This is a genomic window from Fervidicoccus sp. SLHALR4 (genome assembly GCF_058692745.1).
Map to the genome: position 1 here is coordinate 1,025,199 of NZ_CP182483.1, position 13,064 is coordinate 1,038,262.

Annotated in this window: 10 protein-coding genes; 7 read left to right on the forward strand and 3 right to left on the reverse strand. The window is 42.9% G+C overall.

Annotation, left to right across the window (positions count from 1 at the left end; translation table 11 throughout):
- Positions 1-131 precede the first annotated feature (131 nt).
- The 4 genes from ACLGLO_RS05570 (at position 132) to ACLGLO_RS05585 (ending at position 5,808) form a co-directional block, all read left to right on the forward strand.
- Positions 132-542, forward strand: a complete 411-nt coding sequence (locus ACLGLO_RS05570; RefSeq protein WP_492127928.1) for a hypothetical protein — start codon at positions 132-134, stop codon at positions 540-542.
- A 656-nt stretch (positions 543-1,198) separates the two neighbouring features.
- Positions 1,199-5,101: a right-handed parallel beta-helix repeat-containing protein gene (locus ACLGLO_RS05575; protein WP_492127929.1), complete on the forward strand. Its 3,903-nt coding sequence runs from the start codon at positions 1,199-1,201 to the stop codon at positions 5,099-5,101.
- 209 nt (positions 5,102-5,310) lie between these two features.
- Positions 5,311-5,442 carry a hypothetical protein gene (locus ACLGLO_RS05580; protein ID WP_492127930.1) on the forward strand — a complete coding sequence of 44 codons (132 nt, stop codon included), beginning with the start codon at positions 5,311-5,313 and terminating at the stop codon, positions 5,440-5,442.
- 9 nt (positions 5,443-5,451) lie between these two features.
- Entirely contained in the window at positions 5,452-5,808 is a 357-nt protein-coding gene (locus ACLGLO_RS05585; protein ID WP_492127931.1) for a hypothetical protein, read from the forward strand.
- A 356-nt stretch (positions 5,809-6,164) separates the two neighbouring features.
- Here the strand turns inward: ACLGLO_RS05585 and ACLGLO_RS05590 are convergent, their stop codons facing one another.
- From ACLGLO_RS05590 to ACLGLO_RS05600, 3 genes are all read right to left on the reverse strand, one after another.
- Entirely contained in the window at positions 6,165-6,317 is a 153-nt protein-coding gene (locus ACLGLO_RS05590) for a hypothetical protein (protein WP_492127932.1), read from the reverse strand.
- Between the two features lie 213 nt (positions 6,318-6,530).
- Positions 6,531-7,382, reverse strand: coding sequence for a UbiA family prenyltransferase (locus tag ACLGLO_RS05595; RefSeq protein WP_492127933.1), 852 nt, complete (start codon positions 7,380-7,382; stop codon positions 6,531-6,533).
- A 4-nt stretch (positions 7,383-7,386) separates the two neighbouring features.
- Positions 7,387-8,058 carry a TIGR00266 family protein gene (locus ACLGLO_RS05600; RefSeq protein WP_492127934.1) on the reverse strand — a complete coding sequence of 224 codons (672 nt, stop codon included), beginning with the start codon at positions 8,056-8,058 and terminating at the stop codon, positions 7,387-7,389.
- Positions 8,059-8,504: 446 nt separating this feature from the next.
- On the opposite strand from ACLGLO_RS05600, the gene ACLGLO_RS05605 reads away from it, so the two are divergent.
- The 3 genes from ACLGLO_RS05605 to ACLGLO_RS05615 all read left to right on the forward strand — a co-directional run bounded on the left by ACLGLO_RS05605 (position 8,505) and on the right by ACLGLO_RS05615 (position 13,061).
- Positions 8,505-10,073, forward strand: coding sequence for an ATPase (locus tag ACLGLO_RS05605; RefSeq protein WP_492127935.1), 1,569 nt, complete (start codon positions 8,505-8,507; stop codon positions 10,071-10,073).
- A 20-nt stretch (positions 10,074-10,093) separates the two neighbouring features.
- On the forward strand, positions 10,094-11,680 hold the full coding sequence (locus tag ACLGLO_RS05610; protein WP_492127936.1) for an NAD(P)H-hydrate dehydratase: 1,587 nt from the start codon (positions 10,094-10,096) through the stop codon (positions 11,678-11,680).
- Between the two features lie 106 nt (positions 11,681-11,786).
- On the forward strand, positions 11,787-13,061 hold the full coding sequence (locus tag ACLGLO_RS05615; protein ID WP_492127937.1) for a BPG-independent phosphoglycerate mutase family protein: 1,275 nt from the start codon (positions 11,787-11,789) through the stop codon (positions 13,059-13,061).
- The last annotated feature ends 3 nt before the right edge of the window (positions 13,062-13,064 follow it).

Here is a 13,064-nt window from a genome sequence, read left to right on the forward strand (position 1 = left end):
TTAGAACTTCTATCAAAAGCTAGCAACATTATCTCTTGAATGTAGAATGAAGCAGTCCTTTTCCTTTTAACCTCACATCTCCTAATGTTACATTCAGACAGTCCGCCTGGATTAAAAGGTGACCGTAAAAATTGGAGGTTCTGGGAGCTCGCATAAGAGGTAATGCCTTAAATGACGATGAGATCTACACCCCGAAGATATTCGCTGTTCTGGACTGGAGCGAAATGAGCTCTGAAGCCCTCAGAGAAGTTCTGGAAATAAAAAAAGAGCTAATGACGAAGTTTCTCATCAATGTTGAAATCGAGAGCACCTATGTCAACATAATAAACACATACATTGAACCAACCTACTCGTTTGAGTCGCTTCCATGTCTATATGTGAATGGTCGCCTCCTCTCATGCGGAAAGCTACCTGCGAAAGAGGAAATCATTCAGGCAGTACTTGAATTCGATGAATCGGAAAGTGAACTTGACTTACCAGTGAATTTATTCATCCGGGAAAACGAACCTCCAATGAACTCAGCTGTTATGCTCGAAGGCTGACCTCCTTCCCACTCTAAAGGGAACCCTTGCACTTCAGAAGGTCACCTGTTCCCCCCGCATCTATTCGGGTTTCATATGTCATCTGCGCTGTAGCCAATAAGGTCAGAGATTTTCTATCTGCTTTATACCCTTTCTCACTCTTCACAGAGCTCTCGACAACTCACCTAATAGCATAATTGAGGGCATTCCTATACTTCTTTAGCAATTCAACTGCTTCGGGTTGGTGGCTAACCCTCATCCTTACCGAGAGGGTTAGGAATCCCTCATCGCTCGGCATGCTCACTCAATTCTGTGCTTTTATATAGATATACTCAGAGAAATTCATAAGCTTTCATCTCCGTCTTAAAAAGCGAGGCTTTCAGTTGCAACCGTATGTGTTGAAGCAGTAATGCTGCTTTTACCAAAAACTCTAAAGGAATAGAAACCATATGCAACGATAGAGATAGCAGTAAGCAAGGCAATAAGTAAAGCGAAAAGCCTACTCATGCGAAAGGTGCGAACCAAAGTACAATTCTGAAAAAAAGATATAGCAAGGAGAAATATAAAACTAAAGCAGAAACGCTGGAAACAATCAGGAATAGAGTTGCCGAAAAAACATATATAGAATCCCGGCAACAGGTTATCATGGGTGCTCTATGCATAGAGTACTAATAAAATTGTCATTGTTAGCGGTAACAATGATATTGTTAATGAACACTATAACACTACTTGCAGCTACTATAAACACGGAGACGAGTAGAGCACCAGCAGGAGGGAACACCACATATTCAATAGCTTTGGAGCAAGCACCATCTACGACTTTATATTTAGCTGTTACATCGCTCAGTGGGACCAGCAATTTAATACCGCACAATCCAATTACTATTATCGGCAATACGGATTTCACATGGGAAAACGGTGTTGTCAGCGGTTCTGGCACGGCCGATGATCCATACATTATCGAGGGCTGGGAGATAAATGCGACAGGTTACGAAAATGGAATATATATTAAGGATACAACAGCACACTTCATAATAAGAAACTGCAAAATATACGGAGCAAGATTGAATGGAATACACTTAGAAAACGCAACAAATGGAAAAATAACAGACAACTATATAGCAAACAACATTAATTATGGCATTTCTCTCTATGGTTCAAGCAATAGCGTAATAAAATACAATAATATAACAAACAACCATTATGGCATTTCTCTCGAGTATTCAAGTAATAATAATGTTATTGAATACAATAATATAACAAACAACGATTATGGTATTTTTCTCTATGGTTCAAGCAATAATGTTATTGAATACAATAATATAAAAAGCAACTATGAAGGCATTACTGTCATTAGTTCATCGAATAATGTTATTGTTAGTAATAATTTTATTGGTGATGGGTTAAGAATTCTTGATTCCTATAATAATATTGTCTTAAATAATACTGTTAATGGTAGGCCACTCATATATCTTGAGAATAGGTCTGATCTCGTCGTTTCTAACGCCGGCCAGGTAATACTTGTAAACTGCTATAATATAACCGTTACTAACTTTGACCTATCAAATACTACTGTAGGCATAGAGCTATGGAACACAAGCAATAGCGTAATAAAATACAATAATATAACAAACAGTTATGAAGGCGTTTTTCTCGAGTATTCAAGTAATAATAATGTTATTGAATACAATAATATAAAAAGCAACTATGAAGGCATTTCTCTCTATGGTTCAAGTAATAATAATGTTATTGAATACAATAATATAAAAAGCAACATTATTTATGGCATTACTGTCATTAGTTCATCGAATAATGTTATCAAATACAATAATATAACAAACAGTTATGAAGGCATTGAGCTCAAATATTCAAGTAATAATAATGTTATTGTTGGTAATAATTTTATTGATAATCATATTCAGGTTCACTCCTATAAATCTAATAATACCTGGGATCTCGGCTATCCTACAGGTGGCAATTACTGGAGCGACCATGCTTGCAACGATCAATATAGTGGCTCATACCAAAACAAAACCGGCAGCGATGGAATATGCGACACACCATACCCAATATACGATGAAGGATACCGTAGTTATCAGTATGATCGTTACCCGTTGGTGAACCCAGTAAATGTAACTCATATTGTAAGTAACTCTACTATATATATTGGTATTTATTCAGAGTACGGTTCTTTATTCTACAGAGGATTTGATCTGAACAATAATTTCTTCGTTGAAATAAATGGTAGTGGCGTGTTAAGTGTTTCTGGGATTATAGATGGGCATTACGTGTTAAGTTTTTCATATAATGAGAGTCTCAGTATGTGGGAGTCCATATTTAATACAGGGGTTCTGGAGCGGGGGACTCATATCTTAACAGTAAATGCATCACTCTCTAATGGCTCAATTATTACTGGTGAGTATAGGTTTTATGTGATAGATCCACCGCCTTTTATTAGAAGCATTATTGATCTAGGTAATGTTGATACTGAAGCGCTCAGTATCAAGTATTCTAAGGACTTCAATGTATTAGGTGGCCAGGGTTATTGGGATAAACACTACGAATTCGTTATAGATGCTAATATTAAGTGGAAACCCTTCGAAATAAATATACAGAGTAATTATATTGGTGGATCATGGGATTTCGGAACCATAGAGCTTGAAGCATGCTTTATATTATCATCTAATGGCAGTATGAGTATCTCCGGCACTCTATCCAAAGAGTATGAAGCAGAAATAGTATCTGTTAAGATTAACGCCAAGGGCTATGCTAGTGTATCTGGCTCCTGGGTTATTGACTGGGATAATAGTTCAATAGACCTAGATTTCCTAAAGCTCATTACCGGTTTATCAATATCCGGTTCAAAAACCCTCCCAACTCCATGGGGTATCGAAACGCCAATTGGGAGTGTGGGGGTAACTGTAACTATTTCACCCAGTATCTCCGGCAATCTAACAATGATCTTTACACCGACAAATAATGAATCCGAGTATTTATTCAACCTACTGCCAGTAAAAGTCGCAGATGTACATGGAGATATAAATGGGCCGATCATTATCAGCGGTCAAGTCGGTGGTAAGTTTGAAGTTGGTTCTCGTCTTGGATTATATGTAGGAGTAGCCGGTATTCTCGGGGCTGGTGTGTTTCCTCAGCCATCTAATGAATTAATGAGGGGTGGGGGGATTGTTGGTGAAGTTGATGCTTTTATAGTAATGTACTATGTTTCTGGAAAATATCAAGGCACACTCACATTATTGGGTCCTGGACAAATCTATTCATGGGGGAATTTAACAGGATATGATATAGAGTCGTTGCTAGAGATAACAAGTAGGTTGAAGGATATAGGTGAATTGATTGACTGGGTTAATGGTTCGTGGTCCGGCTATATTGTTGAAAACTTTAGTATAGGTGGGGATTATTCCGCTACATACCACGGTAATGCCCTCTACATATACTATACATATACACTACCCAATGGATCAAGTTGGATAAAGGGTTATAAGCTAGTAGATAGGAATCTAACCGACCTCCCGAACCCGGAGCTTAATGCTTTAGGCGTTTCATCACCCTATCTCTTTGAGCTATATAATGGTTCATTAGCTATGCTATATGCAATGGTTCCCACAGGTGCTCATGTTTCGAATGATCTACAGAATCTAGAGATACTGTTGCAAATGTGTATATGGGATGATTCCAGCGGTAAATGGTATAAACCAGTCAATATAACGGTGGATGGTGTGGTTTTCTCCTATATCTCGGATGGTAAGTATATCTACATGATATACTCCCCCAGCTTCAACTACACTACCACCGAGCTATGGAAATATAGTTTAGACGGTCAACTACTGTATAGTAAACCTTATCCCGGACTACTGTCTATCGACTCCATATATGGCGATGAAGTATATGTAACAGCCATTAATGGAACAATTCTCGAGTTCACGCTTACATCTATGAGAGAGCTGAGTGAAGCTAGATCAGTAGGGTTTTTGAGAGAGAACAACCTAAACTACATACTATTTGTTAACAAGACGCTAATGATATACAATGACACATATAGCTTAACAATCACCTTACCGGAGACAGCTATCGATGCCCAGCCGTTCATATTCAACAACACGATCCACATAATGTGTGTAACAAGCGAGGGAATAGCAGTATATAGATACGCAAATAACTTAACAATTCTCCAAACATATGCATTACAAAACATCACCTCAATAAAAACAGTAGTTGGAGAAAACTATCTCTACATCTTCACACAAACAATAGACAACATCCGTAACCAAACCGGCAATCTAGCACTATTCATCTACCAACTAGGAGAAAAACAAACAACATCATCAATAACTACAACGACTAGCACTGCGCCTCCAACTACAACTACTACGTCGCCAACTACTCCCTCATCTACCACCACTACTTCTCCAGTAACAACAACCACCGCAACCACTACGACTACTATATCGTTAACTACAATACCAGAAAATGAAACAAGCTTACTATCCCTAGCGCTCATAGTTGTATCAATAGTCATTGTAGCGGCTATAGCTGTAATACTTCTACTGAGAAGAAGATAAAATTCAAACCAATATTTTTCCTATTCTGTCGATGTAGTGTTAGCTGTGAAAAATTGCTTCGCTAGATTACTGTACACCAAGAGAGAGCATTGTAGTTTTCAGTCCTCACTCTACCCATATAAATTCGTAGTTCTGGTAACCATACAGGTGAGAATTTGATTTACAAGCATCTTGATGAGGCTCTTAGAGCCCTTCGAGTAGAGTTCTGTTTGATACTGCACTGGCTTGGTAGTGGTGATACATATACTATGTTCTTTATAGCTAACTACTTCCTCGACGAATACTGTGATAAGAGTCCTGTAGTCTTCATCATAGTTGATAGAAGCGACCTAGAGGAGTAGCATGAGAGAGTGCTTTCAAGTATTGAGGAGCCTAAGTTTGGAATTCTGTTTAAGAAGATTGAGAGTATTGAAGAGCTCCATGAGAGGATAAAGGTAATCAAGGAGAGCGAGTATTCAGGAGGAATAATATCATATGGGGTATATCTAACAACTATCCAGAAATACCAGTGTGGGAGATTACAGGAAACAAGGGAAGACGTGGAGAGAGAGGTCAACAACGTTCATAGCGATGTCAAGAAGATTCTCGGTATTGACGCCGACTTCAAAATCGTGCTATACTCTATGAAGCGTAAAGTAGCTTCAAGCTTCAATATAGTTAAAGAAAAGAATTATAAGGATAAACAAGTACTTTATAGATATGGTTAACGAAGACCAGCTCAAGTACGTATTGATGCAAAAGTTAATCCACTATTAATTGGAACCCCAGCCATGACGACGACTTCTTGAGGGGACTTAAGCGATTCACCAGCGAGAACGATGTAGACTCCATGGAGAAGGAGCTATTAAGAATCATCGCTACCATGAGTCAAACAAGATAAAAACTAAGAGTAACAGCAAAGGTTTTTCCACCATTAGAGAAGGAAAATACATTGAGAATACTTATGAAGTATTGAATCTAGTAGAGCCCTACCGGCCTATTGAAACATGTTTCCTCGTTTTTCGAGTCCTCGTGTCCGTACGGGAACGCTGATTTCACTTCTACATGCTTTACAGGCTTATCTTTAATGTTCTCTTCTGTAATTGGTTTTTTCCCTATTTTCATCCCATATCCTAACCCCTAAATCTCCCTCAATGTAGCGTATTATTTCTACGACGTATATGTCTTCATCGTACTCTATGAGGTTGTATTGCTTGAGCTCGAAGTGCGCTCTCATAGCATTCGCGAAGCTTCCATAATAAATTATGTATGTATTTGGTATGCGATTCTCCTCACGCTCTTGTTGTATTCATCCTCTCTATACATGACCCCCGGTCTAACCCCCAGCTTTCTAGACATCCATTTAATGTATTCACTAATATAGTAATGGCAGAGAATTTTAAGCGAACAGTAAAGTTCTTTATTGATTAGTATATAGGGATGAAAAAAGTTATAAAGAGCTAAGCGCAAAGGCGGCTAAACCTATTGCCATAGCAACTAGAACCCTGTTCTTGACTTTCTTTGCATTGCGTCTAGTGGGTTCTCTGACCAACTGCAGCGATAGCAAAACCAGCAGAGCATCTGTTATTGAAACAAGAGCTGTATACCACAAGTTTGCCATGCCAGTCATCGGAGGGATGAATGACAGAAGAACTGCTGCAACAAAGAAAGAGAGAGCCGCGTAAGAAGCGTTCTTCTCCCCATACCTGACAGCGAGCGTTTTCACGCCTTTTCTTGAATCGCCTTCTATATCGCTTATTCCCTTCGTTATCTCTCGGCCTACTATTGAGAGGAAGATCATAGCCGAATAGAGGAGAATCTTTTCGCTTAAGCTGTTCGATAGGAGAGATCCGTAGAGCAGAGGTACAGAGACCGTGTAAGCAACGCACATGTTCCCCAGCAAGCCGAACTTCTTCAATCTGAAGTTGTAAAGTATGGCAATGAGAAAGGTCAGCGAGGCCAATATGAAGGTGTAGATCCCGGTCCGCACAGAGAAGAAGAGTCCCAGAATACCTAATGCTATTCCGTAGATAAATGCCTCATTGGGATGGATTTTTCCGCTGGGGATAGGCCTCTCAGGTTCATTAATGGCATCTATTTCTCTGTCAACATAGTCGTTGAGAACCATAGACGATGCTGTGAGGAAGAATCCAGTTAAGAATCCGAAAGCAACTCTCAGCAGTGACTCTCCATGAAGCAAGTAACCGGGATCGCTTATGAGGATTCCTACGAGAACAGCTACACCCATCATAATTGAGTTTGGGACTCTGATTATTTCAAGATAGGCAGATAGCTTTTTCATGCTCTTAGCTCCTCTTTCCCATAAAAGGAATCATTGCTGATGCTAGAGCTCTGAGATTTCTGGACTGTATCAGGACTCTGCCTCTTCCTGTGAATTCAATCAGGAACCCCTCTCCTCCGAAGAGGAAAGACTTGATCCCTCCAAATTTTCTTATCTTCCAATGCAACTCGCTGTCGAATGCAACTATGTGGTCGTTGTCTATCAGGACGCTTTCAGTCCCATCAAGGGCAATTTCTTCGATGGCGCCAAATGAGGATACCCAAACTCCACCCGTGCCTGATGCTTTCAGCCAGATGAACCCGCTTCCCGCTACAGCTCCCGTTACACCTCTCCATACTACATCGAGATCCACGTTTCCATGGTAAGCTAAGAATGAAGAATCCTTTATGACGATGTTGCCGTTGCCTTGTAATGGTAAGTACCTGATATCTCCTGGCAACGATGGAGCTATGAAGATCTCGCTTCTCCCTATAGCTCTTAAATGGTTAAGGAAGAAGGATTCACCACCAAAGATCGCTCTCGAGATCCCCTTGATGATGCCCCCGCTCTTCGTCTCAATCTCATAGTTTCCCCTTCCAAGGAGAAAGCTTCCAGGCTCCACTGCGACCTCGTCTCCAGGGTCCAGGGTGATCCTGAGGTAAGTGAAACTTTCGCCCCCACTGGTCTCCCAATTCAAGCCCGAGGACCTCAAAACTCGATATTCTTGCGCTAGATTTTCTTTTCAGTTTAGGTTATATTTTTGTTGCCGTTAATGGGACATGGCATGTTTTTTGTTTGCAGTGAAGATTGTATGTGTCGATGTTCTGATGAGTCTAGCAGTATGTAGCACCGATGCGCAGTATTTGCTCAAGTGTCCGCTGAGGGTATCCCAGAGGGGAGTCCTTTTCTGTTGTGTTCGACAGACACCCATGAACCTATGGGATGAGCTAGGCGAGCCTCTGGGTGAGGCGGGACTCTATAGACGCTGTCATGAATACGTGTGAAATGATTAGGATCAGCGCCTCGGGGGAAACAGCTCATTGGAGCAAGAAAATTATTAAGGCTTCTATGTAAAAATTTTTAAATGACAGTCAAACAGGGAAAGAATCTCGCCCATTGATTTTGAAAGGTGCATGAGAAGAAATGTCATTCAATCTTTTCACTCCTCAAGGAGCTCCAATGCGATATTACATAGCTGACTACCCAGCTCTGGTACAAGGTATAGTTAGCAAGATGATTCAAATGGGCTATGTTGAGAAAGAGTCAGTTATACTCATACCCTCCCCTATCTTGACGGTGATAGAAAAGGAGGCCAACGAAGGAAAAGCTGTCGGGATTGCTGGACTGGTGGAGCTGAAGAAGCTGAAGGATTTTGCTGAGAAGAGGACGATCAGCATAGAGGTCGCCCAGCCACAAAGACTTTTCCCCTTAGACGACCCATCTCTTCTGTCGAGCTTAGCTAGGGAATTAGCCCTTCAGAGAGAAGGGATTCTCGTAACGGGCGATAGAATATCGGCAGACCTAGCTGAATCCGTGGGAATCAAGGTGCTGTTTTATACTGAAAAGGGGGCGGCCCCTCTCAAGATTGAAGGCTTTTTCGATGAGAGCACAATGAGCGTCCATCTCATTGAGGACAACTATCCAATGGCCAAGAAAGGAAAGCCTGGGAGCTGGACATATGAAAAGATCGGCAATAAAATCTTGACAAGAAACGAGATGCAGAGCATATTTGACGAAATAATTGAAGCGGCAAAATTGAGAGAGGACAGCTTCGTCGAAATAGACAGAAAAGGAAGCACGATCGTTCAGCTGGGTTCGTACAGGATTGTCATAGCGAGGCCTCCTTTCAGCAGCAAGTGGATGATAACTGCCGTCAGGCCGATTATTAAGCTCAAGCTGGAAGATTACAAGCTTCCAGAGAAGCTACTGGAGAGATTCAGGAAGAAGGCAGAAGGGATCCTCATAGCGGGAGCCCCTGGAATGGGAAAAACAACGTTTGCGCAGGCTTTGGCAGAATTCTATTTGGCCGAAGGAAAGGTAGTCAACACAATAGAATCCCCCCGCGATATGAGGCTGTCTCCCCAAATTGTCCAGTACAGCAAGAACTTCGCCGAAAAGGACGAGCTCCACGATATAATGCTCCTCAGCAGGCCGGACTACACATTCTTCGATGAGTTGAGGGGAGATGATGACTTCAAGCTCTACGTGGATCTCAGGCTGGCTGGGATTGGGATGGTAGGAGTCATGCATGCTACATCTCCAATCGACGCGATACAGAGATTCATTGGCAGGGTAGAGCTCGGTGTCATCCCAAGCATAATTGACACAGTCATTTTCATTGATAAGGGAGAAATATCGAAGGTCTACGAAGTAGCGATCACGGTGAAGCTCCCCACCGGACTTAAAGAGGCTGATCTCTCGAGGCCTGTCGTTGAGGTCAGGGACTTCTTGACCGGGGACCTCGAGTATGAGATATACACATTTGGAGAGCAGACGGTCGTTGTCCCGATAAAGAGAGGAAAGAAAACCGAAAATCAAAGACTTCTCAGGCAGCTTGAAACGCTTGCCCCCAATGCCGAAGTTGAGATAAACAATGGGGTCGTTGTTCTGAGGATCCCCCCTGAAGAGGCGAGGCTGCTTACCAAGAGGCTCAAGAGAATAAAGAGGGCTGTTCAGAAGATGGGCCTCGATCTGAGGATTGAAACAAAATGATCAATGAAAAGACGTTTTCATTGAAGGTTTGCAGCCCAGAGGAGATGAGAAGAATAGATGAGCGAGCATCGAGGTCTTTCGGGATACCTCCCGAGATACTGATGGAAAATGCCGGTGCAGCCATTTTCCATTTAATCGTTAGCGAAATAGGCTTGAACAGCAAGAAATTCTGCGTTTTTGCAGGAACCGGAAACAACGGAGGGGATGCTCTTGTTGCCGCCAGGAGGCTGATTGCTGCGGGGGCAGAGACAAAGATCTATGTAGTTGGTGAACCCAGCAAATTCTCTGAGCCAGCTTCCCGGAACTATGAGCTATTGAGAAGGATGGACGCTCACGTAGAAGTGTATGATGATGAGGACAGAATCGAATCGCTGAAGAGAGAAGCCTCTGACTGCGACGTTTTCATAGTTGGACTGATAGGTACAGGTCTCACCGGAGAAGTTACTGGAATAAGGAGAAGGGCGATCGAGATTGTGAATGAGATGGGAAAACTGACGGTGAGCGTTGACATACCTTCTGGCGTAAGCGGGAAAAATGGAAAGGTCAGAGGAGTTGCTGTGAGATCGGACTACACGGTGACGTTCGGTCTGCCAAAATACGGCAACATCCTTTACCCAGGCTATTACTACGGAGGAAAGCTGTTCGTTTCCAAGCTTTCATATCCTCCCTCACTTCTCACCTCCGATGAGATAAAAACCGAGCTCAACTATCCGCTCCCGTTGCCAGAGAGAATAAAATGGGGGCACAAGGGCAATTTCGGTAAGTTTCTTGCCGTTTCCGGAGCCAGATTCTACTTCGGCGCTCCCTTCTATACTGCCTTCTCCTTTTTGAAGTCGGGAGGAGGATATTCAAGATTAGCGGCCCCAAAGTCAATTATCCCCTCAACAGCTTCCATCGGAAGAGAGATAGTCTACATTCCTCTCGAGGAAACCGATGAGGGGACGATTTCGCTCTCGAATTTAGACAAAATTCTTTCTCTTGTGGAAGAGCAGGATATAGACATCGTCGCTGTGGGGCCTGGGATGTCATTGAACAGCGAGACGCAGGAGCTCATCAGAAGACTAATTGAGGAACTCAAAAAACCAGTCATAGTAGATGGAGACGGGATAACCGCGGTCTCGCAGGATCTCGAGATATTGAAGAGGAGGAAAGCAGCTACAGTTCTCACACCCCACATGGGAGAGTTCTCAAGGCTCGTGAAGAAGAGCATCAATGAGATCGCCGAGGATCCGGTGGAAATCCTGAGGAAGACCTGCGCTGAACTGAACAGCTATGTAGTTCTGAAAGGGGCCCACTCTCTGATATGCTATCCCGACGGGCAGATCTTCGTAAATTTGACTGGAAATCCGGGAATGGCAAAAGCGGGAATGGGGGATGTCCTGACTGGAACAATTGCAGCCATGTACGGGATAGGTCTCAGAGATCTCGGGAGCTCAACCAGAATGGGTGTCCTTGTCCACGGATTGGCTGGAGATATTGCAGCTAGTGAAATGGGAGAAGACGGCATAACTCCAGAAGAGTTGATGTCTCATCTTCCCGATGCTGTGAAGATTCTGAGAGATAATCCTCAATATGTCTATGAAAAATATTTTCCAAAAATTATCTAGCACAATTATGACGACTAAAGATTTTGCGCAAACAAATCGAATATTTATATTTCGATGAAAGGTAATAACAAAGCATACTGGCAATTGAAAGCAAAGGTAATGAACGATGAAATTGATCTACCTGGTTCTCGATGGGGCAGCGGGGGATCCCTCTCTCGGGAAAACAGCTTACATGGTGGCCGAGAAGCCAAATTTAGACAGGATTGCAAAAAAGAGCAAGTGCGGGTTGATGTACACGATTGGGAAAGGTATACCTCCTGAGAGCGATGCCGCAGTTTTGTCCCTTCTCGGGTATGACCCGGAAAAATACTATCCGGGAAGAGGACCCATAGAGGCTTTGGGAGTAGGTTTGTCGATAACAGAGGGAAAGGAAGTCGCGTTCAGAGGGAACTTTGCTACAGTCGATCCAAACAGCTATGCCATAATAGACAGGAGGGCTGGAAGAATACTCAGCGCTGAAGAAGGGAAGGAGCTCGCTGCTACACTCGATGGTATGAGACTGAAAAACGGCTATGTCAGGGTAAAGCACACTGTCGGGCACAGAGTCGTGGTAGTCATTGGAAGCGATGCTCAAATGCTAGGAGACGAAGTGGGGAATACAGATCCAGGATATTTGAGGAAAGGGAAAATCTCCATATCCCTCAAGAGCTTTGAAAGCAAGATTGCTCCCTGCACCCCCCTGACAGATAGAGAGGAAGACAGGAGGACATGTGAGCTAGTTAATGAATTCACGAGGAGAGCAGTTGAAATCCTCGACCCTCATCCGGTCAATTTGAAGAGGAAGGAGCGCGGACTCCCACCAGCTAATGCGGTTCTGCTGAGAGATGCTGGAGGAAAGAGGCCTGATCTGCCGAAGATTTCTTCGCGTTTCGGAAACCTGAGATTTACATCTTTGGTAGAAATGCCTGTTGAAATAGGGATCTCCAGGGCCAGCGGCATGGATGTAGTGGAGCTTCCCCCTCCCGAAGGAAAGGACAGAAAGAGGGAATATGAGTTCAGGGCAGAGAAAACTCTTGAAGCGCTGGAACGCTCCGATGTAGTATATGTCCACCTCAAAGGACCCGATGAGCCGGGCCACGATGGAAACTTGGAGCTCAAAGCGAGCATAATAGAAGACATTGACGAATACTATTTGGGAAGAGTTTTGGAAAGAGTCGAATCAGATGATATCGCAATGTTAATAACATCGGATCACGCTACTCCCTGCCAGCTCAAGGCCCACAGTGACGCTCCTGTCCCGTTTCTTGTTTACTATCCCAATGTCATCAGCGATAGGATAAGTTCTTTCAATGAGATCGAGTGCAGGAGAGGTAGCTACGGGATAATCGAAAAGGGTTATTACTTGTTGCCGATGGTATTAAAAGAGATAAAGCTCATATGAAGG

Excerpts from the sequence above, each read along its gene's own strand:
- ACLGLO_RS05590 (WP_492127932.1), bottom strand. The coding sequence starts at position 6,317 with ATGAGAGCGCACTTCGAGCTCAAGCAATACAACCTCATAGAGTACGAT.
- ACLGLO_RS05605 (WP_492127935.1), top strand. The coding sequence starts at position 8,505 with ATGTCATTCAATCTTTTCACTCCTCAAGGAGCTCCAATGCGATATTAC.
- ACLGLO_RS05595 (WP_492127933.1), bottom strand. The coding sequence starts at position 7,382 with ATGAAAAAGCTATCTGCCTATCTTGAAATAATCAGAGTCCCAAACTCA.
- ACLGLO_RS05615 (WP_492127937.1), top strand. The coding sequence starts at position 11,787 with ATGAAATTGATCTACCTGGTTCTCGATGGGGCAGCGGGGGATCCCTCT.